The 26,608-nt window shown below is 71.4% G+C and carries 24 protein-coding genes and 2 tRNA genes; 12 read left to right on the forward strand and 14 right to left on the reverse strand.

Going from position 1 to position 26,608, the window contains the following annotated elements; genetic code table 11:
• The first annotated feature begins 43 nt into the window (after positions 1–43).
• The 4 genes from EDF23_RS03395 to EDF23_RS03410 are packed head-to-tail and all read left to right on the forward strand — an operon-like array spanning position 44 to position 4,072.
• Entirely contained in the window at positions 44–352 is a 309-nt protein-coding gene (locus tag EDF23_RS03395; RefSeq protein WP_123292585.1) for an acyl carrier protein, read from the forward strand.
• Positions 349–1,524: an acyl-CoA dehydrogenase family protein gene (locus tag EDF23_RS03400; RefSeq protein ID WP_207895428.1), complete on the forward strand. Its 1,176-nt coding sequence runs from the start codon at positions 349–351 to the stop codon at positions 1,522–1,524. Before EDF23_RS03395 ends, EDF23_RS03400 begins: the two co-directional genes overlap by 4 nt.
• Positions 1,521–2,489 carry an amino acid--[acyl-carrier-protein] ligase gene (locus EDF23_RS03405; RefSeq protein ID WP_207895429.1) on the forward strand — a complete coding sequence of 323 codons (969 nt, stop codon included), beginning with the start codon at positions 1,521–1,523 and terminating at the stop codon, positions 2,487–2,489. Before EDF23_RS03400 ends, EDF23_RS03405 begins: the two co-directional genes overlap by 4 nt.
• A complete protein-coding gene (locus tag EDF23_RS03410) occupies positions 2,486–4,072 on the forward strand; it encodes an alpha/beta fold hydrolase (protein ID WP_131920444.1) in 1,587 nt (528 codons plus the stop codon). Before EDF23_RS03405 ends, EDF23_RS03410 begins: the two co-directional genes overlap by 4 nt.
• 173 nt (positions 4,073–4,245) lie before the next feature.
• Here the strand turns inward: EDF23_RS03410 and EDF23_RS03415 are convergent, their stop codons facing one another.
• Both EDF23_RS03415 and EDF23_RS03420 read right to left on the reverse strand, forming a co-directional pair.
• Positions 4,246–5,172 carry an alpha/beta hydrolase gene (locus EDF23_RS03415; protein ID WP_165900988.1) on the reverse strand — a complete coding sequence of 309 codons (927 nt, stop codon included), beginning with the start codon at positions 5,170–5,172 and terminating at the stop codon, positions 4,246–4,248.
• A gap of 53 nt (positions 5,173–5,225) precedes the next feature.
• Entirely contained in the window at positions 5,226–5,714 is a 489-nt protein-coding gene (locus tag EDF23_RS03420; protein ID WP_111085695.1) for a peroxiredoxin, read from the reverse strand.
• A 241-nt stretch (positions 5,715–5,955) separates the two neighbouring features.
• Between EDF23_RS03420 and aceE the strand changes: the two genes are divergently transcribed.
• From aceE to EDF23_RS03450, 6 genes are all read left to right on the forward strand, one after another.
• Positions 5,956–8,700 carry a pyruvate dehydrogenase (acetyl-transferring), homodimeric type gene (gene aceE / locus EDF23_RS03425; protein ID WP_123292581.1) on the forward strand — a complete coding sequence of 915 codons (2,745 nt, stop codon included), beginning with the start codon at positions 5,956–5,958 and terminating at the stop codon, positions 8,698–8,700.
• A 37-nt stretch (positions 8,701–8,737) separates the two neighbouring features.
• Positions 8,738–9,952: a helix-turn-helix domain-containing protein gene (locus EDF23_RS03430; protein WP_131920682.1), complete on the forward strand. Its 1,215-nt coding sequence runs from the start codon at positions 8,738–8,740 to the stop codon at positions 9,950–9,952.
• A 78-nt stretch (positions 9,953–10,030) separates the two neighbouring features.
• Positions 10,031–10,972 (forward strand): ACP S-malonyltransferase, encoded by a 942-nt coding sequence (locus EDF23_RS03435; RefSeq protein ID WP_131920448.1) that lies wholly within the window; start codon positions 10,031–10,033, stop codon positions 10,970–10,972.
• On the forward strand, positions 10,969–11,973 hold the full coding sequence (locus EDF23_RS03440) for a beta-ketoacyl-ACP synthase III (protein ID WP_131920450.1): 1,005 nt from the start codon (positions 10,969–10,971) through the stop codon (positions 11,971–11,973). Before EDF23_RS03435 ends, EDF23_RS03440 begins: the two co-directional genes overlap by 4 nt.
• A gap of 120 nt (positions 11,974–12,093) precedes the next feature.
• Positions 12,094–12,342: an acyl carrier protein gene (locus tag EDF23_RS03445; RefSeq protein ID WP_017886710.1), complete on the forward strand. Its 249-nt coding sequence runs from the start codon at positions 12,094–12,096 to the stop codon at positions 12,340–12,342.
• A gap of 83 nt (positions 12,343–12,425) precedes the next feature.
• Entirely contained in the window at positions 12,426–13,670 is a 1,245-nt protein-coding gene (locus tag EDF23_RS03450; RefSeq protein WP_123292578.1) for a beta-ketoacyl-[acyl-carrier-protein] synthase family protein, read from the forward strand.
• 168 nt (positions 13,671–13,838) lie between these two features.
• Here the strand turns inward: EDF23_RS03450 and EDF23_RS03455 are convergent, their stop codons facing one another.
• The 6 genes from EDF23_RS03455 to EDF23_RS03480 form a co-directional block, all read right to left on the reverse strand.
• Positions 13,839–14,339 carry a DUF3145 domain-containing protein gene (locus EDF23_RS03455; protein ID WP_235035923.1) on the reverse strand — a complete coding sequence of 167 codons (501 nt, stop codon included), beginning with the start codon at positions 14,337–14,339 and terminating at the stop codon, positions 13,839–13,841.
• Positions 14,340–14,509: 170 nt separating this feature from the next.
• Positions 14,510–15,340 carry a DUF1684 domain-containing protein gene (locus EDF23_RS03460; protein WP_131920452.1) on the reverse strand — a complete coding sequence of 277 codons (831 nt, stop codon included), beginning with the start codon at positions 15,338–15,340 and terminating at the stop codon, positions 14,510–14,512.
• A complete protein-coding gene (locus EDF23_RS03465; protein ID WP_185094211.1) occupies positions 15,337–16,461 on the reverse strand; it encodes an AI-2E family transporter in 1,125 nt (374 codons plus the stop codon). The genes EDF23_RS03460 and EDF23_RS03465 overlap by 4 nt, the downstream gene beginning before the upstream one ends.
• Before the next feature lie 7 nt (positions 16,462–16,468).
• A tRNA-Ile gene (locus tag EDF23_RS03470) sits at positions 16,469–16,543 on the reverse strand.
• 10 nt (positions 16,544–16,553) lie between these two features.
• Positions 16,554–17,765 (reverse strand): glycosyltransferase, encoded by a 1,212-nt coding sequence (locus EDF23_RS03475; RefSeq protein WP_131920453.1) that lies wholly within the window; start codon positions 17,763–17,765, stop codon positions 16,554–16,556.
• Between the two features lie 145 nt (positions 17,766–17,910).
• Positions 17,911–18,822, reverse strand: coding sequence for a DMT family transporter (locus EDF23_RS03480; RefSeq protein WP_181437562.1), 912 nt, complete (start codon positions 18,820–18,822; stop codon positions 17,911–17,913).
• 39 nt (positions 18,823–18,861) lie between these two features.
• On the opposite strand from EDF23_RS03480, the gene def reads away from it, so the two are divergent.
• Positions 18,862–19,437: a peptide deformylase gene (gene def / locus EDF23_RS03485; protein ID WP_131920455.1), complete on the forward strand. Its 576-nt coding sequence runs from the start codon at positions 18,862–18,864 to the stop codon at positions 19,435–19,437.
• A gap of 59 nt (positions 19,438–19,496) precedes the next feature.
• Here def and EDF23_RS03490 read toward each other — a convergent pair whose 3' ends face one another.
• Positions 19,497–19,985: a hypothetical protein gene (locus EDF23_RS03490; RefSeq protein WP_131920457.1), complete on the reverse strand. Its 489-nt coding sequence runs from the start codon at positions 19,983–19,985 to the stop codon at positions 19,497–19,499.
• A gap of 141 nt (positions 19,986–20,126) precedes the next feature.
• On the opposite strand from EDF23_RS03490, the gene EDF23_RS03495 reads away from it, so the two are divergent.
• A complete protein-coding gene (locus EDF23_RS03495) occupies positions 20,127–21,545 on the forward strand; it encodes a hypothetical protein (RefSeq protein ID WP_131920459.1) in 1,419 nt (472 codons plus the stop codon).
• A gap of 83 nt (positions 21,546–21,628) precedes the next feature.
• On the opposite strand, the gene EDF23_RS03500 is transcribed toward EDF23_RS03495, so the two are convergent.
• The 5 genes from EDF23_RS03500 to EDF23_RS03520 all read right to left on the reverse strand — a co-directional run bounded on the left by EDF23_RS03500 (position 21,629) and on the right by EDF23_RS03520 (position 26,608).
• A tRNA-Asn gene (locus tag EDF23_RS03500) sits at positions 21,629–21,701 on the reverse strand.
• Positions 21,702–21,827: 126 nt separating this feature from the next.
• Positions 21,828–22,829: a D-isomer specific 2-hydroxyacid dehydrogenase family protein gene (locus tag EDF23_RS03505; protein WP_243648792.1), complete on the reverse strand. Its 1,002-nt coding sequence runs from the start codon at positions 22,827–22,829 to the stop codon at positions 21,828–21,830.
• Positions 22,826–23,755, reverse strand: coding sequence for an ATP-binding cassette domain-containing protein (locus tag EDF23_RS03510; protein ID WP_123292572.1), 930 nt, complete (start codon positions 23,753–23,755; stop codon positions 22,826–22,828). The genes EDF23_RS03505 and EDF23_RS03510 overlap by 4 nt, the downstream gene beginning before the upstream one ends.
• A 175-nt stretch (positions 23,756–23,930) precedes the next feature.
• The gene (locus EDF23_RS03515; RefSeq protein ID WP_131920460.1) at positions 23,931–25,607 is read right to left on the reverse strand and encodes an ABC transporter ATP-binding protein; all 1,677 of its coding nucleotides are present in this window, start codon (positions 25,605–25,607) and stop codon (positions 23,931–23,933) included.
• Complete coding sequence (locus tag EDF23_RS03520; protein WP_131920462.1) at positions 25,604–26,608, reverse strand: ABC transporter permease; 1,005 nt, start codon at positions 26,606–26,608, stop codon at positions 25,604–25,606. Before EDF23_RS03520 ends, EDF23_RS03515 begins: the two co-directional genes overlap by 4 nt.

Consider the following 26,608-nt stretch of genomic DNA (forward strand, 5'->3'; position numbering starts at 1 on the left):
CACGGCGGTTTCCCGAGGCCCGGTCTTCCTTATCGTTGCCGTCATGGACCAGGAACCACAGCTCTCCAGCACGACCGCACCGACGGCGACCACGACCGCGACGCTCGCCGACCCGGCGATCGAGCAGGCCGTCCGCCGCGCCCTCGCCGACCACGGGCGCCTGACCGTGGACGCGCAGGACGTCGCCTCGATCGCCGACCTGTACGCGCTCGGGCTGTCGTCGCACGCCACGGTGAACGTCATGCTCGCCGTCGAGTCCGAGCTCGACGTCGAGTTCCCCGACTCGGTCCTGAACCGGTCCACCTTCGCCACCGTCGAGTCGATCGTGGCCGCTGCGGAGCTCGCCTCGTGACCCTGACCATGGCGGCGACCGCGGTCGTCGACCGGTTCGCCGAGCGTGCCGCCGCCGTCGCCGCGGTCGCCGCGCAGTTCGCGGACGAGGTCGACCGCGACGCCCGTCCGCCGCGCGAGGCCATCGCTGCGATGCGCGAGTACGGTCTGCTCGCCGCTGCCGTCCCCGCCGAGCACGGTGGCGAGGGCGCTTCGGTGTCCGAGCTCTCCGCGATCGCCACCGAACTCGGTCGGGCCTGCGCCGCGACCGGCATGGTGTTCGCGATGCACCAGGGCCAGGTCATGGCGCTCTGGCGGCACGGCGGCGACGGTGCCGGCGTGCTCGAGACCATCGCCGCGGTCCGCGACGGCGCACTCGTCGCCTCGGCCACGACGGAGCGCGGGGTCGGTGGCGACGCCCGTCGTTCCACGTGCTCGATCGAGGCCACCGACGACGGCCGGATCCGCCTGCGCAAGGACGCGCCGGTGATCTCGTACGCCACCGAGGCCGACGCGGTGTTCGTCACCGCCCGCCGCGACCCGGACGCCCCGGCCTCCGACCAGCGGCTGCTCATCTGCCGGACAGACTCGATGGTGCTGTCGCAGACCTCCACCTGGGACACCATGGGGCTGCGCGGGACCTGCAGCAACGGCTGGATCCTCGACACCGAGACCACCGTCGACCGGGTGTTCCGCGACGACTACGCCGCCATCTCGGCGCAGACGGTCCTGCCGGTCTCTCACGTGCTCTGGGCCTCGGTGTGGCTCGGCATCGCCGCCTCGGCGAGCGAGCGCGCCCGGACCGCCGTCCGCAAGCAGGCCCGCGCCGCGATCGGGACGACCCCGCCCGGAGCACTCCGGCTCGCCGAACTCCTGGTCGACCTGCAGGCCCTCGCCGACTCCGTCCGGCACGCCGCCGAGCGGTTCGACGCCGCTGCCGACGACCCCGAGGTGCTCGCCTCGAGCGCCTACGCCCTCGCCGCGAACGCCCTGAAGATCGGGGCGTCCGAGCGCGTCACCGACATCGTCACGAAGGCGATGCGGATCGTCGGGATCGCGGGCTACGCCGCCTCAGGTCCGATGAGCATCGCCCGACACCTCCGAGACGCCCACGGTGCCGCCGTCATGGTGAGCAACGACCGTCTCCTCAAGAACGACGCCGACCTGGCCCTCATGACGGGAGTGATCCTGTGACCATCACGGACCCCACCACCACCACGACCAGCACGACCAGCCCCACCGCTCCGGACCTCGACGCCGCCCGCGCCGCACTCCGTGCCCGCCTGCTCGCCGACCGCGTGCTCATCGACCTCGGCTCCCCCGGGCTGTACGGCCGCACCGGCGTGTTCGAGCGCGTGTACACGGCCGTCGACGCCGCAGCCGAGCGCAGCCAGCATGACCTCGACGCCGAGGTGCTGCGGTTCCCGCCGGTCGAGCCGCTCGCCGCGTTCGAGCGCACCGACTACATCGCGTCGTTCCCGGACCTCGCCGCGTCGATCTCCGGCTTCACCGGCGACGACCGCACGCACCGGGCACTGCTCGCCGCCCGCGAGCGCGGTGAGCGCTGGGAGGGCTTCCTCGAGCCCGCCGACCTCATGCTCACTCCCGCGGTCTGCCACCCGGTGTACGGCCTGGTCGGCGACACGATCCCGCAGGAGGGCCGCTTCTTCGACATCGTCGGCGACTCCTTCCGCCGCGAGCCGTCGCTCGACCCGATGCGCCTGCAGGCCTTCCACATGCACGAGTTCGTGCACATCGGCACGCCGGCGTCGGCCCAGCAGCACCGCGACGGCCGGATCCCGGTGATGCGCGAGCTGCTCGAGTCGTTCGGGCTCGAGATCGACGTCGTCCCCGCCAACGACCCGTTCTTCGGCCGCGTCGGGCAGATGCTCGCCCGCAACCAGGTCGAGCAGGCGCTCAAGTTCGAGTTCGTCACGCCGGTCTACGGCGACGACCACCCGACCACGGCGATCAGCTCGGCGAACCTGCACGAGGACCACTTCGGCACCTCGTTCGGCCTCCGCACCGCCGACGGCGAGGTCGCCCACAGCGCCTGCATCGCCTTCGGCCTGGAGCGCATCACCATCGCCCTGTTCGCCGCACACGGCACGGACGTCGACGCCTGGCCGGCGTCGGTCCGCGCGGCACTCGAGCTGTGACGACGCTGCACGGATGGTCCGGTTCGCCGGCCGTCCGCGCCGCCGTGCAGCTGCCGCCCGCGGCGCGGGCCGGCGTCGTCATCTGCCCGCCACTGGGTCAGGAAGGCGTGATCGCGTACCGCACGCTCCGCCTGCTCGCAGACCGCCTGGAGGCCCGTGGTATCGCCTCGGTGCGCTACGACCCGTCCGGACGTGGTGACGGCGCACCCGACACCGACCCCGACGCGCAGGTCCGGTCCGCACGCCACGCGGCCGCCGTGCTCCGCACGTCGGGAGTGCAGCGCGTGGCGTTCGTCGGGCTCGCCTCCGCAGCCCTCGTCGCCGCGGCCGCCGCGGAGGACACCGACGCCCTGCTCGTCTGGGACGCCCCGGCGTCCGGTCGGGGCTGGCTCCGTCGGCAACGTGCCCTCGCGACGATCACGATCGGCAGCGAGCGGATCGTGGACGGCGTCGAGAGCCTGATCGGCATCGAGGTCGAACCCGACGAGGCGACGGCGCTCTCCGCCCTCGCCTTCGCGCCGCGCACCGGTCCGACCGTGGCGTTGGTGCGGCCCGAGACCCGCGCGCCGAAGGCCCTCGGACCCGTCGAGACCGTCGAGGTGCCCGGCAGCGCCGAGTTGCTCGACGGCACGAGCATCCACGCCCGGATCCCCGGAGCCGCGGTCGACCGAGCCGTCGCCTGGCTCGACGCCTGGGCGCCGACCGCTGCGGCGCCGGTGGTGCCGCCCGTGCTCGACGAGGTCCTGGACGTCGACGGCCGCGTGTCGGAGCGCATCGTCCACCTCGGCCCCGACGCGTTGTTCGCCGTCGAGACCGTGTCATCCGCCCAGCACCACGACGCCCCGCTCGTCGTCCTGCACAACGGCGCCGCCGAACACCGGGTCGGTGCCACCGACTACCAAGTCGACCTCGCCCGTGCCCTCGCGCGTGACGGCGCCCGCGTCGTCCGGGTCGACCGCCGTGCCACCGGCGAGAGCACCAGCGTGCGCGAGGACGAACGCAGCTTCCTCTTCGCCCAGGAGTGGGTGGAGGACCAGTCCGCCGTCGTCGCCGACCTCGGCACCCCTTCGGACCGCCTGGTGCTCGTCGGCATGTGCGCCGGCGCGTGGCTCGCCGGTCGGTCGGCGGACGAGGCTCCGCGCCTGGTCGTCGAGATCAGCCCGAACGACTACCGCCGGCAGCCGGCGGCCCCCGGCAGCTACGAGGACGCCGTCCGCGCGGTCGACGCGCCCTCGGCACGTCGACTGTGGGTCCGTCGGCGGTACAACGCCGTCGTGCCGAAGGCCCTGCGCGAGTGGATCGCGCGGCGGGACCGCGTCGGCGGCGTCGTCGAGCACGTCCGGCCGCTCGTGGAGCACGGCACCGACGTCGTCGTGATCGCCGCCCCGGACGACGCCGCGCTGTTCGACCGGCTCGGCGGACAGAAGGCCCTGCGCCGCTACGGCGGTGTCGGTCGGCGCGGTTCGGTGTCGATCGTGCGGGTCGAGGACGGCGACCACTCGCTGTTCTCCCCCGTGATGCGTCGCGCCGTGCGCGCCGAGGTGCGCTCCCGCGTCGCGGCGACGTTCCCCGTCCCCGCCTGACGCTCCCGTCCCGACTCCGAACGACACCCTCGACGTCGTACGACATCGAGGGCGTCGTTACCGCGCGCCTGCAACTGTTGCGGCCGCGCGGAGACGACATGGTCGACGTCGTACGACAACCGCCTTGTCGCACCGTGCCAGCGCACCGTGCCGTCGCAGTGCCCTCGCAGCAGTCAGGCGAGTGCAAGCTCCCGCGCCACGGCGTCCGGGTGCTCGACGTGCGCGAAGTGCCCGCAGTCGTCGAGCAGCACCGTGCGGACCTGCGGCACGAACTCCCGCAGGGCCTCGAGGTCCGAGACGCGCGCGAACACGTCGTCGCGCCCGGCGATCGCGGTGACCGGGCAGGTGATCCCCCGCCAGCGGCCGAGGTCGTAGCCCGCAGCGGTCCGCGCCGCGTCGGTGAACCGGGTCGGCCGGAGTTCCTGGACGAAGGCGTCGAGCACGCTGCGGTCGAGGCGTCGCACGTGCGTGAACACGGGTGCGGCGAGCAGCGGCAGCAGCCCGACGCGGGACAGCGCCCGGAGCATCGGCCGCGCGGCCTCGCCGGTGATCGACAGGCCCGCACGCAGCAGGGTGAACGACGGCAGCGTCCGGAGCCCTCGGAGCGGGTGCCGTGCGGCGTCCGCGGTCGCGACGGTCGTGCCGGACGCGAGGGCCACCGAGCGCACGAGCCGGGGCGCGACGACCGCCAGGTGCATCCCGACGAAGGCCCCCATCGAGTGCCCGACGACGTCCACCGTCGTGATCCCGAGTGCATCCAGCACCGCGACCAGCGACACGGCCACGTCGTCGAGGTCGAACGAACCGCTCGGCGCCGGCGACGATCCCCAGCCCGGCAGGTCGACGAGCACGAGGCCACGGTCACCGACGCCGTGCGCCGCGGTCAGCAGCGGGGTCCACGTCGACCAGGAGCCCGCGACGCCGTGCAGCAGCAGGAGCGGGTCGGGACCCGCGCGGTGGTGCACCACGACGGGTCCTGCGGGCGTCAGGACCTCGGTACGCCGGAGGTGCCACGCGGCGGGCGTGGGCGACACCGGGGAGGGGGCGTAGGCCTCGGTGGTGACCGCACGGTCACGTGCGTCCGTGTCGATGGCGTGCACCGGGCCTCCTGTCCGCTGTCGACGCGGATGCGTCGCAGGAGGGATTCGGAACGCTAGCCGACCGGGACGGGTGCGGTGCAGGCGGCGAGGCGGTCGAGCGCGGCCTTGTACTCGGCGACGTCGCGCTGCAGGCCGGGCTCAGTGATGATCGAGGCCTTGATCCGGCCCTGCACGTCGATGACGAAGGTCGCGCGGGTGGCGAAGCCCTTGTGCTCGAGGAAGACGCCGTACTCCTTCGAGACCGCGCCGTGCGGCCAGAAGTCGGCGAGGAGCTCGAAGTCGTAGCCGTTGAGCTCGGCGAAGGAGCGGAGCGTCGCCTTGGAGTCGACCGAGATGCCGATCAGCTCGACGCGCTGGTCCTGGAACATCGCGACGTTGTCCTGCAGGGCGCAGAGCTCGTTCGTGCAGTTCGACGAGAACGCGAGCGGGAAGAAGACGAGTGCGACCGGGCGGTTGCCGCGGAAGTCGCTGAGTCGGACGTGCTCACCGAACTGGTTCGGGAGCTCGAAGTCCGGCGCGAGAGAGCCGATCTCGAGAGCCATCGGGACGTGTGCTTCTTCCTCGGGTGTGGGGTGTACCCGTCGGGTCCGTGCGCACGCGGGTCGCGTGTGCACGATCGGCCATGCTACGCCGACCGCACCCGAATGCAAGCACCCGCCACGTGCACCGCACCATCAGCATCACCGTCGGTGCTGGGGCCTAGAGTGGACGGGGCCCCATCCGGTCGTGACCCGACCACCGGAGCCACCATGTCCACCACCACGAGAACGAACGAGGTCAAGGGTGACGGTGAACGACCAGGACCCGTACAGCACCGGGGCGAACGACCAGGACCCGCAGGAGACCGCCGAATGGCGTGAGTCCCTCGACGGATTGGTCCAGACCCACGGACACCAGCGCGGTCGCGAGATCATGCTGAGCCTGCTCAAGCGGTCCAAGGAACTGCACCTCGGTGTGCCGATGGTCCCGACGACGGACTACGTGAACACCATCGCGCCGGAGAACGAACCCGAGTTCCCCGGCGACGAGGAACTGGAGCGCCGGTACCGCCGGTGGATCCGCTGGAACGCGGCCATCACGGTGCACCGCGCGCAGCGTCCGGGCATCAGCGTCGGCGGCCACATCTCGACGTACGCGTCGAGCGCCGCGCTGTACGAGGTCGGCTACAACCACTTCTTCCGCGCGCAGGACCACGCGTCCGGCGGCGACCAGGTGTTCTTCCAGGGCCACGCCTCCCCCGGCATGTACGCCCGCGCCTACATGGAAGGGCGTCTCGGCGAGGACCAGCTCGACGGGTTCCGTCAGGAGAAGTCCCACGCCGGCGGCGGCCTGTCGTCGTACCCGCACCCCCGGCTCATGCCGCACTTCTGGCAGTTCCCGACCGTGTCGATGGGCATCGGCCCGATCAACGCGATCTACCAGGCGCAGCAGGCCAAGTACCTCACCAACCGCGGCATCAAGGACGCCTCCGACCAGCAGGTCTGGGCGTTCCTCGGCGACGGCGAGATGGACGAGGTCGAGTCGCGCGGACAGCTCCAGGTCGCCGCGAACGACGGCCTCGACAACCTGAACTTCGTGATCAACTGCAACCTGCAGCGGCTCGACGGTCCGGTGCGCGGCAACGGCAAGATCATCCAGGAGCTCGAGGCGTTCTTCCGCGGTGCGGGCTGGAACGTCATCAAGGTCGTCTGGGGGCGTGAGTGGGACGACCTGCTCGCCCGCGACACCGAGGGCGCGCTGCTCAACCTGATGAACCAGACGCCGGACGGCGACTACCAGACGTACAAGGCCGAGAACGGCGCGTACGTCCGCGAGAACTTCTTCGGGCGCGACCCGAAGGCGCTCGAGCTCATCGAGGGCTACAGCGACGACCAGGTCTGGAACCTCAAGCGCGGTGGCCACGACTACCGCAAGGTCTACGCGGCGTTCAAGGCCGCGACCGAGCACAAGGGCCAGCCGACGGTCATCCTGGCGAAGACGGTCAAGGGCTACGGCCTCGGCCCGAGCTTCGAGGGCCGCAACGCGACCCACCAGATGAAGAAGCTCACGCTCGACAACCTCAAGCAGTTCCGCGACGAGATGCGCATCCCGATCTCCGACGCGCAGCTGGAGGAGAACCCCTACACGCCGCCGTACTACCACCCGGGCAACGACGACGAGGCGATCCAGTACATGCACGAGCGTCGTCAGGCGCTCGGCGGCTACGTGCCGGAGCGTCGGACCAAGTACACCTCGATCACCCTCCCCGAGGACGCGAAGTACCAGGTCGTGAAGAAGGGCTCCGGCAAGCAGGAGATCGCCACCACCATGGCGTTCGCCCGGCTGCTGAAGGACCTGCTGCGCTCCCCCGACTTCGGCAACCGCGTGGTGCCGATCATCCCGGACGAAGCGCGCACGTTCGGCATGGACGCGTACTTCCCGACGGCGAAGATCTACAACCCGAACGGCCAGCACTACACCTCGGTCGACCGCGAGCTGCTCCTGGCGTACAAGGAGAGCCCGCAGGGCCAGATCATCCACGTCGGCATCAACGAGGCCGGGGCCATGGCGGCGTTCACCGCGGTGGGCACCTCGTACTCGACGCAGGGCGAGCCGCTCATCCCGGTCTACGTCTTCTACTCGATGTTCGGGTTCCAGCGCACGGGTGACGCCATCTGGGCCGCCGGCGACCAGATGACCCGTGGCTTCATGATCGGCGCAACCGCCGGTCGCACGACGCTGACGGGCGAGGGGCTGCAGCACGCCGACGGCCACTCGCTGCTCCTCGCGACGACGAACCCGGCCGTGGTGTCGTACGACCCCGCGTACGGGTACGAGATCGGGCACATCGTGCAGGCCGGCCTCGACCGGATGTACGGGACGAACGAGGACGGCTCGCCGAAGCACAGCGACCCGAACGTCATGTACTACCTGACGGTCTACAACGAGCCGATCGTCCAGCCGGCCGAGCCCGAGGGCATCGACGTCGACGGCATCGTCAAGGGCATGTACCTGCTCAAGCCGAGCGAGCACGACGGCCCGAAGGCCCAGCTGCTCGCTTCCGGTGTGGCCGTGCCGTGGATCCTCGAGGCGCAGCAGCTCCTCGCCGAGGACTGGGGCGTCTCCGCCGACGTCTGGAGCGTCACGAGCTGGGGTGAGCTGTACCGCGACGGTCTCGACGCGGAGCAGCACGCGTTCCTCAACCCGAACGAGTCGCCGCGCACGCCGTACGTCACCGAGCGCCTGCTCGCCACCGAGGGGCCGGTCGTCGCCGTCAGCGACTTCATGCACCAGGTGCAGGAGCAGATCCGCCCGTTCGTGCCGACCGACTACGCCACGCTCGGCGCCGACGGCTTCGGCTTCTCGGACACCCGTCCGGCCGCTCGTCGCTTCTTCCACATCGACGGCCCCTCGGTCGTCGTGCGGACGCTGCAGCAGCTCGCCCGCCAGGGCAAGGTCGACGGCGCACTCGTCCAGCAGGCGATCGACAAGTACCGCCTGCACGACGTGACCGCCGGCACCACGGGCAGCGCGGGCGGCGAGAGCTGATCAGCAGGTGACGCCCGTCCAGCCGGACACCGAGGGCCTGTCGAAGGCCCAGAGCCAGGAGAGCGCGCGCGAGCGGGCGCTCTCCTGGCTCCGTCAGGTGTCCGGAGAACTCTCCACCGCCACGATCAAGCGGCTCGAGGACACCCTTCCCTGGTACAGCGAGATGCCGCCGGGTCGCCGCTCCGCCGTGGGCCTCGTCGCCCAGGCAGGCATCACCTCGTTCATCAGCTGGCTCGAGGGCACCGCGTCGACGCCGTGGATCGCCGCGGCCGACGTCTTCGGTTCGGCCCCGCGTGAGCTGCTGCGCTCGGTGAGCCTGCAGCAGACCCTGCAGCTCATCCGCGTGGTCGTCACGGTGGTCGAGGAACGCGCCGCCGACGACGAGATGCTGCAGGAAGCGATCCTGAAGTACTCGCGGGACATCGCCTTCGCGGCGGCGGACGTCTACGCCCGGGCGGCCGAGGCCCGCGGGCTGTGGGACGCCCGACTCGAAGCGCTCGTGGTCGACTCGATCCTGTCGGGCGAGTACGACGACGAGCTGCCGTCCCGCATCGCGGCCCTCGGGTGGCACGGGCACGGCGAGGTCGCGGTACTCGTCGGCACGGCACCGAAGCAGCTCGAGGTCGACCAGGTCCGCCGCACCGCCCGCCACATGGACGCCGACGTGCTCGTCGGGGTGCAGGGCTCGCGGCTCGTCGTGGTGATCGGGCGCTCGACCCCGCGGGACGACGTGCCCGAGGGCGAGGACCCGGTCTCGTTCACGGCGATCGCGCAGGCGCTCGAGCCGCTGTTCGGCGACGGCCACCTGGTGCTCGGCAACGAGGTCCCCGGGGTCGTCGACGCCTCGACCAGCGCGAAGGCAGCCCTCGCCGGCTTCGCCGTCGCGCGGGCATGGCGCGGGGTCCCCCGTCCGGCGCTGGCCGACGACCTGCTGCCCGAACGCGCCCTGGCCGGCGACCCGCTCGCCCGGTCCGCCCTGGTGCAGCGCATCTACGTGCCGCTCAAGGACCAGTCCACCGAGCTCCTGCAGACCCTGTGGTGCTACCTGGACACCGGTCGGTCGCTCGAGGCCACGGCGCGCGAGCTCTTCGTGCACCCGAACACCGTCCGCTACCGCCTGCGCCGCGTCGCGGACATCATCGGGTGGGACGCCACGCACGCTCGGGACGCCCTGATCGTGCAGTCGGCCCTGATCCTCGGCGCGATGTCCGAATCGGCCACGGGTCGTCGCCGCATCACCCCTCGCCGGTAGGGAACCGACAATGTCACGCGGGGTTTCGTGTGGGAAGCCCACACGGGCCCCGCGGTGCATGAGCGACAGGATTGTCCGGTGATCGTCGTCGTCGCGCCCGGACAGGGCTCCCAGACCCCCGGCTTCCTCGCCCCCTGGCTCGAGGACGCCGACGTTCGTGAACGTGTCGGGCAGTGGTCCGAGTCGATCGGGGTGGACCTCGCCGCACACGGCACCACGTCGGACGCCGACACCATCAAGGACACCGCACTCGCGCAGCCCCTCATCGTCGCCGCCGGTCTCGTGACCGCCGACGCGCTGCTGGCCGACGGCCGCCGTGCGCTCGTCGGCGGGGTCGCCGGGCACTCGGTCGGCGAGTTCACCGCCGCTGCGGTCGCCGGGGTCCTCGAGCCGACCGACGCCGTGTCGCTCGTCGCCGAGCGCGGCCGGGCCATGGCGGACGCCGCTGCCCTCGAAGCGACCTCGATGGCCGCCGTGCTCGGTGGCGACGCGGACGCGGTCGCCGCAGCACTGGAGTCCCACGGGCTCGTCCCCGCGAACCACAACGGCGGCGGCCAGACCGTCGTCGCCGGCACGGCCGCCGGCATCGCCGCGCTCGTGGCGGACCCGCCCGCCAAGGCCCGCGTGGTCCCGCTCGCCGTCGCCGGTGCGTTCCACACCCACTTCATGGCCCCAGCGGTCGAGCGCGTGGCCCCGGTCGCCGCGGCCGCCACGGTGCACGACCCGACCCTGCCGATCTGGACCAACGCCGACGGTTCACGGGTCGACGACGGTCGCCGGTTCGTCGACCTGATGGTCCAGCAGATCGCGAGCCCCGTGCACTGGGACGCCGTGATGGAGTCGTTCGCGGCCGCCGGTGTCACCGGCATCATCGAGCTCGCGCCGGCCGGCGCCCTGGTCGGGCTCGCCAAGCGCGGCCTGCGCGGCACGCCGTCCGTCGCCATCAAGACCCCCGAGGACCTGCCCGCAGCGATCGACCTGCTGCAGCGCGCGGACCAGGAAGCAGACGCCACCGCATGACCGAACGTCCCGCACTCTCCCAGCGCCGCGGCCACGAGTTCACCCGCATCCTGGCCTTCGGCGCCGCCCGCGGCGAGAACAACGTGCCGAACGACGACCTGGTCGGCCCGATCGACTCGTCCGACGAGTGGATCCGCCAGCGCACCGGGATCATCACGCGCAAGCGTGCCGGCAAGGACGTCGAGGCCGTCGACCTCGCCGAGACCGCCGCGCGCGAGGCGATCGAGAAGGCCGGCCTGTCCCCCGACCAGATCGGTGTCGTGCTGGTCAGCACTGTGACGCACACCGTCGCGACCCCGTCGATGGCGTCGCTGCTCGCCGAGCGGATCGGCGCGACGCCCGCCGCCGCGTACGACATCAGCGCCGCGTGCGCCGGCTACGCCTACGGCATCGCCCAGGCCGACTCGTTCATCAAGTCCGGCCTCGCCGACCACGTCCTGGTCGTCGGTGCCGAGAAGCTCAGCGACGTCGTCGACCCGACCGACCGCTCGATCTCGTTCCTGCTCGGTGACGGTGCCGGCGCAGCCGTCGTCGGTCCGAGCGACTTCCCCGGCATCGCCCCGACCATCTGGGGCTCGGACGGCTCGAAGTGGGACGCCATCGGCATGACGGCGACCTACAACGAGTGGGAGGCCGGCGCGCCCCGCCCCACCATGCGCCAGGCGGGTCAGACGGTCTTCCGCTGGGCCGTGTGGGAGATGGTGAAGGTCGCCCGCGAAGCGCTCGAGACCGCCGGTGTCCGACCGGAGGACCTCGCGGCGTTCGTGCCGCACCAGGCGAACATCCGCATCATCGACGAGTTCGCGAAGCAGCTCGGCCTGCCCGAGTCGGTCACGATCGCCCGTGACATCACCACCACCGGCAACACCTCCGCCGCGAGCATCCCGCTCGCCACCCACCGCCTGCTCGAGGAACACCCCGAGCTGTCCGGCGGGCTCGCCCTGCAGATCGGCTTCGGTGCCGGGCTCGTGTTCGGCGCCCAGGTCGTCGTCCTGCCCTGATCCCACCCGGCCGCGCATCCCGCGCGACCAGCGACCACCCCGACGAGTCTCCGGGCGCGAGCACGCTGCGTGCCCTAGGCTGGTCCACGGTCAAACGACACCCCCCTCAAGGAGAAACTCATGGCCCTGTCCAACGAAGAAGTCCTCGCCGGCCTGGCCGAGCTGATCAACGACGAGACCGGTATCGCCACCGACACCGTCGCCGCCGACAAGTCCTTCACGGACGACCTCGACATCGACTCCATCTCGATGATGACCATCGTGGTCAACGCCGAGGAGAAGTTCGACGTGAAGATCCCGGACGAAGAGGTCAAGAACCTCAAGACCGTGGGCAACGCGGTCGACTACATCGTCAAGGCCCAGGCCTGACACGAGCTTCCTGAGCGCCGCGGCCAGCGGTCACCGTCGGCCGCGGCGCTCATCTTGTTCCCCAACGAAAGAACCGTCGTTCCATGACCAAGAAGACCGTCGTCGTCACCGGGATCGGTGCGATCTCACCCCTCGCCGCGACTGCCCCGGAAACGTGGGACGCGCTGCTCGCCGGCAAGTCCGGCATCACCCGCATCGAGGACCCGCGCTACGCCGAGCTCGAACTCCCCGTGGAGTTCGCCGGCCAGGCACGTCGGTTCCTCACCGACCAGCTCACCCGCCCCGAGTCGAAGCGCCTGGACCCCTCGTCGCAGCTGTCGCTCGTCGCGGCGCGTGAGGCGTGGGCCGACGCCGGCATCGACGCCGAGTCCGTCGTCCCCGAGCGCCTGATCGTCGACTGGGCGACCGGCATCGGCGGCGTGAACACCCTGCTCGACGCCTGGGACACCCTGCGCGAGAAGGGCCCGCGTCGGGTCCTGCCGATGACGGTCCCGATGCTCATGGCGAACGGTCCGGCCGCTGCCATCGAGATGGAGTTCGGCGCCCGTGGCGGCGCCCGCACCTACCTGTCGGCCTGTGCCTCGTCGACCGAGTCCCTGGCCGAGGCGTACCGCCACGTCGCCGACGGGGACGCCGACATCGTCATCACCGGTGGCGCCGAGGCCGCACTGCACCCGCTGCCCCTGGCGGCGTTCGCGGCGATGCAGGCCCTGTCGCGCCGCAACGACTCCCCCGAGACCGCGTCGCGTCCGTACGACGTCACCCGTGACGGCTTCGTCCTCGGTGACGGCGCCGCGGCGCTCATCCTCGAGTCGAAGGAGCACGCCGAGGCCCGCGGTGCGACCATCTACGCCGAGGTCGCCGGCGCCGGCATCACCTCGGACGCGTTCCACATCACGGCACCCGACCCCGAGGGCAGCGCTGCCGCCCGTGCGGTCCTGCAGGCCCTCGACCACGCCGGTGCCAGCCGCGAGGACGTCGTGCACGTCAACGCGCACGCCACCTCGACCCCGGTCGGCGACGTCGCCGAGTACCACGCCATGCGTCGCGTCTTCGGGGACCACCTCGACGACATCGTCGTGTCGGCGACCAAGGCGTCCACGGGGCACCTGCTCGGTGGCGCCGGTGCGATCGAAGCCGCGTTCACGGTCCTCGCGCTGCACAACCGTGTCGCGCCGCCGACGATCAACCTCAACGACCAGGACCCGGAGATCGTCATGGACGTCGCGCGCGAGCCGCGCGCGCTGCCCGACGGCGACCTCCTCGCGGTGAGCAACTCGTTCGGCTTCGGCGGCCACAACGCCGTGGTCGCGTTCCGCAGCGTCTGATCCGTCGCACCCTGCCAGGAGGCCCGTCCCGCGTCGTCGGGGCGGGCTTCCGTCGTCCCAGTGCCGGTCGGAGTGCCCGGCACGAGTCTCGCGGTGAGCGACACCTCCCGCGCGGCGGGCTGCGAGGACTGTCGCACAGGCCGAGTCTCGGCCAGCGCGGCCCGAGTCTCAGCCGACGCGGTGCAGCCAGACGACGGGGTTGCCCTCGGCCGCGTGACGGAAGGGCTCGAGCTCGTCGTCCCAGGCCTGTCCGAGCGCGAGCCGGAGCTCACGGTGGAGTTCGAGCGCGTTGCTGCCCGCGACCTCCATCGCGTAGCGGACGCGGTCCTCGGGGATGACCATGTTCCCGGTCACGTCGGTCTGCGCGTAGAAGACCCCGAGGTCGGGCGTGTGCATCCAACGGCCGCCGTCGGACTCGGTCGTCGGCTCCTCGGTCACCTCGTAGCGCAGGTGCTCCCAGCCGCGCAGCGCGGAGGCGATCGCGGCACCGGCACCGACCGCACCGGTCCAGGTGAACTCGGTCCGCCGGGCACCGTCCTGTGCCGGCTGGTCGAGCCACGAGAAGTTCACGGCGCGGTTCATCGCGCGACCTGCTGCCCATTCGACGTGCGGGCAGAGCGCGCGGGGTGAGGAGTGCACGTAGAGCACTCCTGTCGTCGTTCCGTTCACGGTTCCTCCGATACGTCAGGTGCGACTTCCCCATCGACCTGGTGCGGAGGATCCGAGCGGCTGCGAGCCACGGAACCATTCGGTATGCGATTGTGATGTCCCGACAGGACACGCCCATTATGCAGCGTTCCGGCTGCGAACGGCAAGGACCCCGCCGAGCGTGGTCCGGTTCAGTGCAGGACGGTGCCCGCAGCGTCGACGGGGTGCCGCTCCCCCGCCGTGATCGGCACGGGTACGCGGTTCTCGGCCGGCGGGATCGGGCAGGCGAACTGGTACGAGAACGCGCAGGGCGGCAGCACGAGCAGGTTCCAGTCGAGCTCGACCGGGCCCGCGGTGCCGGGGTCGTCGAGGTACAGGAAGCGGCCCATCGAGTAGGTGCTGCCGGGGTCGTCCTCGGCGAGGGCGCTCGTGGCGTCCTGCACGATGAGCTGCAGCCGCGGAGCACCCCGGAACGCCGCGGACCGGACCGCGACGAACCGCATGGTCGTGCTGCCGACGGCCGTCTCGATGTGCCCGGCGACCGGCAGGGCGTCGCCGGCGGCGTCGAGGACGCTGCCACGGGCCTCCCGGTCGTCGCCCGCACCGGGGTCCAGCGGGACGTACGTGCCGGAAGCCGCCCAGTCGTCGGACCGGTCGAACCGGGCGATGCGCGCGAAGCGGTGGATCGGCTCCGCCGCGGGGTCCCAGACGCGCAGCGTCGAACCGGACACCGTGCCCGCGAAGCCGTCGGGGAACGCGACGGCGGACGGGACCACGGCGGTGTCACCGGCGACGAGCACCGTGCCGTCCACCGGCACGCCGTCCACGACGACACCGTCGGTGGCGGCGGCAGTCACCGCGAGGCCGCCGACCGTCGGTGCCCAGGTGCCGGGGACCGGCCACACCGGCTGCGGGTGGTCGACGTGCTGGGCGTTCACGAGGGCCAAGGGGCCACGAGGCCCGCGTGCCCAGCGATCGCGTTCTGCGACGTGGTCGGCGAAGCCGGAGGCGGCGTCCGTCACGCCAGCTCCTGCCGCGGGTAGATGACCTTCTGCACGATGATGATGATCGACGCGGCGACGGGCAGGGCTACCAGGGCACCGAGCACGCCGCCGATCGTGCCACCGGCCACCGCGGCGATGACCACGAGAGCCCCGGGCACCTGCACGGCACGCGACATGATGCGCGGCGAGATGAGGTACGCCTCGACCTGCATGTAGACGAGGTAGTAGATCGCCGCGGCGAGTGCTGTGGCGGGCGACGCGAAGAGGCAGAGCAACGAGATGACGATCGCGGCGCCGAGGGTGCCGACGAGCGGGATGAGCGAGCCGAGGAACGCGAACGAGGCCAGCAGCACGGGCAGCGGCGCACCGATGATGAGCAGGAACACCAGGCTCAGGATGCCGTTGATGAGTGCCTGCGACACCTGGCCGACGACGTACCGACCGACCGCCTGGGTGATCTGCTCACTGACGTCGATGAAGTTCTCGCGGCGGGACGCCGGCACGAACCGGTACGCCGCACGCTTCATGCCCCGCATCGACGCGAGGAAGTAGAGCATCAGGATGAGGACGATGAGCACGCCGGTGAGCCCCGACAGGATGCCGCTGCCGACCGCCAGGATGCCGCCGCCGACGCTGAGCAGGTTGCCCGGGTTCTCGACGAACGACTGCACCGACTCGAGCGCGTGGTCGATGTCGAACGACCCGGCGAACTGCTTCGACAGGTCCTGCACCCACTGCTGCTTCGAGATGTCGTCGACGACCTCGGGGAAGTTCTGGATCAGGTTCGTCGCCTGCTCGACCAGGATCGGGACGACCGCGAAGACGACCCCGGCGAACGCCGCAAGGACCCCCACGACGACGACGGTGATCGCCGCCCACCGCGGGATGAGCCGCTCGAGGAACGAGACGAGCGGGTCGATGCCGAGCGCGAGGAAGAGCGCGACCCCGATGTAGACGAGGACGGTGCTGAGCTCGCCGATGATGGTGCCGGCGAGCAGCGCGACGAGGACACCGATGGCACCCATGAACCCGATGCGGAAGGCGTTGACGCGCACGCCGGTGCCACCACGGTTCACCTGGAACGTGACGTTCGGCGTCGGACCAGCTGCGTCGTGGTCGTCCTCGCGCTTGCGTTTCATCTGCACGTAGGGCGGGCGGGACTTGAACCCGCGAATCGTTCGGTTATGAGCCGACTGCCTTGACCAGCTTGGCTACCGCCCCTCGACGACCGTCAGGCCACCGGTTCCCCACGATACAGCGCCTCGAACGTCGTGAGCGTGCGGTTGATGTCGTGTGCCTCGATCATGGCCGAACTGCGCTCCCGCATGGCCGTGTACTCCGCTTCCGACGCCGTCAACACTGCCTCGAGCTTGGCGGCGAGGTCGTGTTCGTCGCCGGGGGCGAACAGGTACCCGTTGCCGTCGATGAGGTGGGGCAGCGCCATCGAGTCGGCCGCGACGACCGGCAGCCCGGACGCCATGGCCTCGAGCGAGGAGATGCTCTGCAGCTCGGCGGTGGAGGGCATCGCGAACACGGTGCCGTTCGTCAGGGCGGTGCGCTTGACCTCGTCCGAGACGAACCCGAGGAACCGGACGCGGTCCTCGAGCCCGAGCTCCTTCGCCAGGGCGGTCAGCTTCGGGATCATCTCGCCGTCGCCGACGATCGTCAGGGTCGCCGCGAGCGAACCGGGCAGCAGCGCCACGGCCCGGACCAGCACGTCGAGGTTCTTCTCCGGCGCCACGCGGCCGACGAACACGATGTCGTTGTTGACCGGACGGCCCTCGCGCGCCACGTACCGCGACGCGTCGATCCCGCACGAGATCGCGAGCACCCGCTGTCCGGCGATGGCCTTGCGCAGGTAGTCGGCGGCCAGGTTCGTCGGCGTCGTGATGGTGTCGGCGAGCCGGTAGGTCTTCGCGGCGTCGCTCCACGCGATCTTCAGCGCGATGGGCAGCGTCCACTTGCCGAACGGCGTGTACTCGAGCAGGTTCTCGGGCATGAAGTGGTTCGTCGCGATGACCCGGATGCCGCGCGCGTTCGCCTCGGCGACGATCCCGCGACCGATGACGACGTGTGACTGGATGTGCAGGACGTCGGGCTTCACGGCGTCGAGGATCGGGCCGGTCCACTTCTTGACGCTCCACGGCCACACGAAACGGAGCCAGGCGTGCAGCGGCCACTTGTACGACTTCAGGCGGTGCACGACGAGGGTCACGCCCTGGTGCTCCTCGTCGAAGGTGCCGTAGTTGCGGCTCGAGGCCGGGGCGACGACGTGGACCTCGTGCCCGCGCTCGGCCAGGCCGACGGCGAGCTGTTCGGCGAAGGTGGCGGCGCCGTTGACGTCCGGCGGGAAGGTGTCCGCGGCGATCAGGATGCGCAAGGGTCGGTGTCCGCCCGTCGCGCCCGTCGGTTCGGCGGTGGCGGTGGTGACGTCTCCTGACACGGCTGGCGTCGTCCTCTCGTGGGCGATTGCTGGTCGGACTGCCGACGGTACCGCACCCGCATCCGCGGCCGCGTCAGCCGCGCGGAGGACCCCGTGGTACCTCGGGGTGACGGGCGACGGCGCTGCGCCGCCCGCGGCCCCGCGGTCAGGCGCGCGTCTGCGGGTGGTGCTTGGCGAGCAGGAACACCCCGGTGATGGCGATGCCGGCCGCGACCACGAACCCGGCGACCGCACCCCACGGTGCCCCGGACGCCTCGTCGAGCACCACCACGCCGATCCCGACGGCGACGATCGGGTCGATCACGGTCAGCCCCGCGATGACGAGGTCCGCCGAACCGGCCGAGTACGCGTTCTGCACGAAGTACCCGCCGAGCGACGCCGCGACGACCACCCCGATGATCGCGAGGACCGTCAACCAATCGAACGTGCCGTTCACGAACCGGTTCAGCACGACCTTGGCGAGCGTCGCGACGAACCCGTAGAGGATGCCCGCGCCGACGATGTAGTAGAGCGCGCTCTTGTGCTTGGCCACGAGTCGGAACGACACCAGCACCAGCACGAGCACCACGGCCAGGATGATCAGGACGGTCACCAGCTGCTGCCGGGTGATCGCGCTCTCGTGCCCGACGAACGCCGCGATGCCGACGAAGATCGCGACACCGATGATGCAGGTCCACACCGCACGCTTCGCCCGACGGCCCAGCGGCACGCCCGACGACCGGGAGGAGAACCACGTGGTGATCACGAGCGCGACCGCCCCGAGCGGCTGCACGACGATCAGCGGCGCGTACGTGATGCTGATGAGCTGCAGCACGACGGCGATGCCGAGCATCAGCGTGCCGAGCACCCAGTAGCCGCTCGAGACCAGCCCGACGACGTGCCGGACGCTCAGCCCCTTCGACTGCCGCCCCAGCCGCGCCTCGACCCGCTGCACGCCCCGGCTCTGGAACTGCGCTCCCAGCGACAGGAACACCGCACCGATGAGCGCGACGGGGATCATGAGGGCCTGGAACGGCGTCAGGTTCACTGCGTCGGGCAGCTGGAGGTCCGTCGTCACGCGTCGAGGCTACCGTCCACCGCCGGATAACCTGGGTGAATGGCCGTTCTCCCGATCCGCATCACCGGCGAACCCGTCCTGCACGAGCGTGCAGCCGAGGTCACCGAGTTCGATGACGACCTCCGTTCCCTCGTCGCCGACATGTTCGAGACCATGGACCTCGCCCCCGGCGTCGGGCTGGCCGGACCCCAGGTCGGCGTCGGCAAGCGCCTGTTCGTGTACTCGTACACCGACGACGACGAAGTACTGCACCGCGCCGCGGCCGTGAACCCGGTCCTCTGGATCAGCCCGCCGGTCCCCGAGTCGGTCGACGAGCTCGACGAGGACGACGAGTCCGAGGGCTGCCTGTCCGTGCCGGGTGAGCGCTTCCCGCTCCGACGCTCCGGCAGCGCGCTGCTCCGGGCGTTCGACGAGCACGGCGAACCGTTCGAGGTCCGGGCCGACGGCTGGCTCGCGCGCATCTTCCAGCACGAGTACGACCACCTGGACGGCTGGCTCTACGCCGACCGCCTGGTGCACCCCTACGGCAAGCAGGTCGCCAAGGCCATCCGCAAGAACAGCTGGGGCGGCCCCGGCCAGTCGTGGCTGCCGGGTCGCGACCACCCCGAGGGCTGACGGGCCGGTCCGGCCCGCGCGTCGCCTACCGTGGTCGGCTGACGACCGGGAGGCCCGGCTCAGCTCCGGTACGTCGTCAGCGCGTCGCGCAGGTGGTCGGTCTCCGGGTGCCCCGGGCAGTATTGCAGGAGGCCGGCGGCGACGTGCGCTGCGCCGTCGTCGGCGACCGCCGACGTCCACGGGTCCGTGCCGGTCACGGCGCACGCGCTCGCGAGCTCGACGAGGGTGGCGTCACCCCGGGTCGCGTCGACGGCGGCCTGCTGCTGCGTCGACGGCACCGAGCCCGTGAGCCGCTTCGCGGTGCACGAGGTCCGCTCGTCCTCCCACACCGCCGAGTAGGTCGTGTAGGTCTCGGGGTCGCCGTCGTCGCACACGAAGGCGAACACGACCGGCGAGGCACCCGACCCGAGCCCGGTCTCCGAGCTCGTGGGCTCCTCTGACGCATCGGTGTCGGGTCCGGCATCGCTGCACCCGACGAGCACGGGCGCGATGACCGCCGCGAGCATCACGCCGAGGAACACGGCGCGGGGCGGACGGGATCGGTGCACCTGTGAACGCTAACAGCAACTGCCCGGCAGGACCCGCACGGTCGCTCCTGCGATGATGGTCGGGCACGCCCCGCCCTGGAGGTCCTCATCCCCCGCCTGCACTCCCGCCCCGTCCGCGTCGCCGCCCTCGTGGTCGTCGCCGTGGCTGCCCTGTTCGTCGCCTTCTGGCACCTCGGCCGCCCGACCATCGTCAACGACGAGTTCGTCTACCTCCGGGCGAGCTGGGCGTACGTGCACGGCAACTTCTCGCTCAACCTCGAACACCCGCCGACGGCGAAGTACCTGTACGGCATCGCGCAGCTCGTCGTCGGACAGGGGCCGCTCGGGCCCCGCCTGGTGGCCGCGGCCGCGATGCTCGGCACCGGCGTGGTCCTGTTCGTCTGGTTGCGCCGTGAGGTCGGCTTCTGGACGGGGCTCCTCGCCGCCGGTGCGTGGTGGCTGACGCCGCGCGGGTCCGGTGCGTCGTGGGCCGAGGCGGGTTCGGTGATCGGCGCGCGGATCGACCGCTTCGCGATGCTCGAGCCCCTCATGGTCTTCTTCGCGATCGCGTCGCTCGCCGCCGCCTGGACCTGGATGCGCACCGGCAACCGGTGGTGGATCGCCGCAGCAGGGGCGCTGCTCGCGATGTCCGTCACGTCCAAGGTCTCGACCGCCGTGCTCGTGCTCGCGATCGGCGCGCTGCCCCTGCTGTTCCGCCGCTGGCGCGACCTGGGCGTGGGCGCACTGTACGGCGGCGTCGCGTTCGTGGTGGTCTTCGTGCTCCTGTACCTGCCGGTGGGGCTCTTCACCGCCATCGGGCACATGCTGAAGTTCCAGGCACAGCAGAACGCGCACGGACACCCGACGACGATCCTCGGCACGATCTACCCCCAGGCACCGTGGTGGGCCAACTTCGCGTTCCTGGCGGCGGGCACCGGCTGGTTGCTGCTCACGGTGCTGGTCATCGGCGTCGCCTGCGCTCTGGCGATCCGGCCGGACCGGCTCGTCGCGTTCCTCGGCATCGCGCTCGGTGTCTTCCTCGTGTTCTACGTCATCGTCGCGAACGTCTCGCTCCCGTACTACTACGACGCCTGGATGCCGCTGATCATCGCCCTGGCCGCCATCGGGTACGGCCGGCTGGCATCGGTGCGGCCACCCGTCGGACGCATCGCGGCGGCCGTCCTCGTCGCCTGCCTGCTCGTGCCGGCGGTGCGGCTCGGGGTCGCGGTGGCACAGTCCCGCCCGAGCGGCATCGCCCTGCTCTCCGACGCCCTGCACGTGCGCGGCAAGGACTCCGAGGGCGTGCTGTTCGCCCGCTTCAGTGCGAACACCTGGCGCATCTACCTGCCCGACCGGGGCACGCAGAAGCCGCAGTACGGACCGTTCGACGCGATCGTGGTCGGCCACGACGACCGTCGGGGCATGCCCCACCAGGTCACGGAGTTCCTGTCCGAGTACGCCGATCAGCTCGACCATTTCCGGCTCGACTACCTCGACGTCTACGTGCCGAAGACCGGCACGATCGACGACAACAACCGCGACGGCACGCTGCACATCGAGCCGAGCACCCCCGCGTCCTGACCGGCGCGCCTGTGCGGCGCGCGGCCGTGGGCACCGCGCCGGAAACGCAAAAGGCCCGGATCCGTGAGGATCCGGGCCAGACGCTCCCCGAGTTGGACTCGAACCAACAACCTGCCGGTTAACAGCCGGCTGCTCTGCCAATTGAGCTATCGAGGATCACTGTCCGCTGGCGAATGTCGTGCGAACAACGGGTAACAGCATAGCAGCACCGCAGGGCCCCTCACCGCATCGGACACGCCGCCCGGGCGCGCCGCGCTGTGGCCGCCGGTGCAGCGCTGCTCCTCAGTACCCGGCGACCGGGTCGACGACGCCGACGAAGCCCTCGCCGCTGCCGTCGAGGAACGCCGTGGTGTTGAGTCGCACCCGCTCGGCGAGCAGCGGCGCGACCATCTCCGGGGTGTCGGCCTGGTGCGGCGTGATGACCGCGCCGGGCTCGGACCACAGCGGGTGGCCGTCCGGCAACGGCTCGGGGTCGGTGACGTCGAGCCCTGCGGCGGCGATCGCACCGGTGCGCAGGGCCTCGACCAGGGCGTCGGTGTCGACGAGTCCCCCGCGGGCGATGTTGACGAGCCGGGCGGACGGCTTCATGATCGCGAACTGCCGCTCGCCGAAGAGCTTCGCGGTGCCCGAGGTCATGGCTGCTGCGATCATCACGACGTCGGCGTCGGGCAGGACCTCGTCGAGCTGGTCGGTGGTGACGGTGCGCGATGCGCCGGCCACCGGGTCGGCGGAGCGACGCACCACGGTGACGTCGACGTCGAACGGGGCGAGCAGGCGGATGTACTCGAGCGCGATCCCGCCGGCGCCGATGACGACGACGTTCCGGCCGTACAGCGACACGCCCTCGGGCTCGGTGGCCCACGAGTGTGCACGGGCACGCTTCTGCAGGACCCGCAGCGTCCCGAGCGTCAGCGCCAGGGCGTGCTCTGCGACGGGTTCCGCGTACGCGCCCTTCGCCGAGGTGAAGAGCACGCGGTCCCCGTGCTCCTGGATGAGGTGTGCGAAGGCGTCGACCCCGGCGAACGGCAGCTGCACCCAGCCGATCCCCGGTGCTGCGTCGAGCGCGTCGGCGAGGCCGGACGGGTCGCGGGGGTCGAGCCAGACGAGCCCGCGGGTGTCCGCGTCGAGCGCCGCGACGGTCCCGCCGGCCTCGGTCACCGCGGTGACGTGCAGGTCGGTCGGCTCCGGCAGCACGGCGACGGGGCCGGAATGCGGTGCGTCGATCGGCAGCGGGGCGCCGGAGGTGGGGACGACGGCGCGGTGGCCTCGGGTGGCGGTGCTCACGGGTTCTCCTGTCGGTCCGTGCGGGGGCCGGTGCCGGCGGCGACCGGTCGGCGTGGCGCCGTCGAGCGGCGCGGGGCGGTGGGTGCCGGGCGACGCTTCACGCCGCGGGCCGCGGTCGCGGCCAGGGTCTTGACGTAGGGGTCGACGGGGTTGTCGAGGACCTCGTCGAAGGTGCCGAGGCCGACCAGCCGGGCATCGGCCATCACGGCGACGCGGTCGGCCAGGGCGCCGGCTTCGCGCAGGTCGCTGGACACCACGACGGCGGAGAACTGCCGGTTGCGCTGCAGGGTCGCCAGGGCCTCGAGCACCGACTGGCGCACGAGCACGTCGACGCCGCGGGCGGGTTCGTCGGCGACCAGGAGCTGGGGTTCGAGCACGAGGGCCCGCGCCAGGGCGACACGCTGCCGCTGCCCGCTGGAGAGCTCCCAGGTGTTCAGCCGCATCACGCCGAGCGGCAGGTGCACGGCGTCGACCAGGCGCGCGACGATCAGGCCCGCCTCTTTCCGGTCGAAGCGGCGGTCGCGCTGGTAGATCGGTTCGGCGATGGCCTCGCCGACGGTGAGGTCCGGACTGAGTCGATCGGCGCCGTCCTGCGGCAGGTAGCCGATCCGGCCGCTCAGCCGCTCGAGCTTGCGGGACGAACCGCGCAGCCCGCGGGTCTTCTGGCCGAGGACGGTCAGTTCGCCCCCGACGATGTGCCGGCGCAGCGCACCGTCACCCTCGCCGTGCGACCCGAGCTGCCCCGCGATCGCGGCGGCGAAGGTCGACTTGCCCGACCCCGACTCACCGAGCAGTGCGAGGATCTCGCCCTGCCGCACCGTCAGGCTGACCCCGTCGACCGCTCGGATCGACTCGGACCCCCGTCCGCCCCGGTACTCGATCGACACGTCGTCCGCGACGACCGCCGGTCCGTTGACCGCGATCATGGGTCCCCTTCCACGCCGCCCCCTGGCGGCGGTTCGCGACGGACCGCGCTGGCAGGACCGTCGTGCGTACAGCTGTGGAGGCGACCGTCCAGGAGGCCCGGCGTGCGTCGACGACGCTGGACGGGCCTCCTGGACGGGTCGCGCCGGGTCGAGACCAGACGCGGGTCGCATCGGGTCAGGACCCGACGTTCTCCAGTTGCTCCAGCGTACGCCGTCGCTCGGCCTGCTCCGCAGGGTCCGGCACCGGGAGCGACGCCAGCAGGCGCTGCGTGTACGGGTGCTGCGGGGCGCCGAGGACCTGCGCCGTCGTGCCCACCTCGACCAGGTCGCCGCGGTACAGCACCGCGATCCGGTCGGACAGCGCGCCCACGACCGCCAGGTCGTGGCTGATGAACAGCGACGCGAAGCCCAGGTCCTGCTGGAGCTCGAGGAAGAGTTCGAGCACGCGGGCCTGCACCGACACGTCGAGCGCACTCGTCGGCTCGTCGGCGATGAGCAGCTTCGGCCGGAGCGCGAGCGACCGGGCGAGCGAGGCGCGCTGGCGCTGCCCACCGGAGAGCTCGTGCGGGTAGCGGTCCCCGTACGCCTTCGGCAGCTGGACCGCCTCGAGGAGTTCGTCGACGCGCTTACGGGCCGCACGCGGGCTCGACACCTCCTTGTGGACGACCAGCGGCTCGGCGACGCACTCGGCGATCGTGAGCAGCGGGTTGAACGACGTCGCCGGGTCCTGGAACACGAACCCGATGTCCTTGCGCAGGTGCTTGAAGTCGCGCTCCCGGTAGCCGAGCATCTCGGCGCCGAGGACCTTCAGCGAGCCGCCGGTGACCTTCGTCAGCCCGGCCATGGCGCGACCGATCGTGGTCTTGCCGGAGCCGGACTCCCCCACCAGGCCGAGGACCTCGCCGGGACGGATCGCCAGGTCGACGCCCTTCACGGCGCGGAACGCGGGCGAACCGAGGCGGCCGGGGTACTCGATCTCGAGCCCCTTCGCCTCGACCAGCGGGGTGACGTCCTCGGCGATCGCGGCACGGCGGGCGGTGCCCGTCGACGCCTCGAGCCGGGGCACGGCGGCGAGCAGCCGCTTCGTGTAGTCGGCCTGCGGACGCGCGAACAGGTCCGTCGCCGAGGCCTCTTCGACGATCTCGCCCTGGTACATCACGGCGACGCGGTCGGCCAGGTCGGCCACCACACCCATGTTGTGCGTGATGATCACGATCGCCGTGCCGAACTCGTCGCGGCAGCGGCGGAGCAGGTCGAGGATCTCGGCCTGCACCGTGACGTCGAGCGCCGTGGTCGGCTCGTCGGCGATGATCACCGACGGCTCGAGGGCCAGGGCACTCGCGATGACGACACGCTGCTTCTGGCCGCCGGAGAACTGGTGCGGGTAGTGGTCGACGCGGGTCTCGGGGTCGGGGATGCCGACGCGGCCGAGGTAGTCGATGGCCTTCGCCCGCGCCTCCTTCTTGGACATGCCGCCGTGGGCGCGGAGCCCCTCGGCGATCTGCCACCCGACCGTGAAGACCGGGTTGAGGGCGGTCGACGGCTCCTGGAAGACCATCGCACCGGCGGTCCCCCGCAGGCTGCGGAGCTTCTGCGCGCCGACGGTGACGACGTCGGTGCCGTCGAGCAGCACCGCGCCGCCGAGCGTCGCCGTCTCGGGCATGAGCCGGAGCATGGCGCGAGCCGTGACGGACTTGCCGGAGCCGGACTCGCCCACCAGGGCGAGGACCTCGCCGGGGCGGACGTCGAGGCTGACGCCCTTGACCGCGTCGACGGCGCCGCCGTCGGTGGCGAAGGTGACCGTGAGGTCGTCGACGACGACCACGGGTGCGTTCTCGGTGTCGGTCGTCATGCGCCCGGTCCTTCCGCGGTGGCCGTGTTGCGCGCGTCGCGCGTGGACACCAGCTGCTTCAGCCGTCGGCGCGCACGCAGACGGGGGTCGGAGATGTCGTTGAGGCTCTCGCCGATGAACGTCACACCGAGCACCAGCACCACGATCGCGACACCCGGGTAGACACCGGTCCACCAGACGCCGCTCGCGACGTCGGACAGCGCACGGCTGAGGTCGTAGCCCCACTCGGCGCCGGACGTCGGCCCGATGCCGAACCCGAGGAAGCCGAGGCCTGCCAGGGTCAGGATCGCGTCGCTGGCGTTGAGCGTCAGGATGAGCGGCAGGGACCTGGTCGAGTTCCGCAGCACGTGCCGGGTCATGATGCGCCACGGGTTCGTGCCCATCACGCGTGCCGACTCGACGAACGCGTCGTTCTTCAGACGCACGGCCTCGGCACGGACCACCCGGAAGTACTGCGGCACGTAGACGACGGTGATCGAGATCGCCGCCGCGATGATGCCGCCCGAGTAGCTCGAGTTGCCGCCGGAGATCACGATCGACACGACGATCGCCAGCAGCAGCGAGGGGAACGCGTAGATCGCGTCGGCGACCACGACGAGGACACGGTCGAGCCAGCCGCCCAGGTAGCCGGAGACCAGCCCGAGCAGCACGCCGACGATGATCGACACGACGACCGCGACGATCACGACGAGGACCGCGGTCCGGGCGCCGTAGACCACCCGGCTGAACACGTCGAACCCGCCGACGGTGGTGCCCCAGATGTGCTCGGCGCTCGGTGCGCCCGTGCGCGGGAAGCTCTCGCCGTCCGCGCCCTGCAGCTGGCCGAAGCCGTACGGGGCCAACAGCGGCGCGAAGACCGCGACGAGCAGGTAGAGGGCGCAGATGACCACGCCGACGATGAGCATGGCGCGCTGCCAGCCGGTGCTCTTGCGGAGCTGGACCACCACGGGCAGCCGCTTCCAGAGCGGCTCGTGGCGGTCGACGAGGGTGGTGTCGGCCAT

Origin of the sequence: Curtobacterium sp. PhB128, from assembly GCF_004340725.1 — a bacterium.
Taxonomy (GTDB): Bacteria; Actinomycetota; Actinomycetes; order Actinomycetales; family Microbacteriaceae; genus Curtobacterium.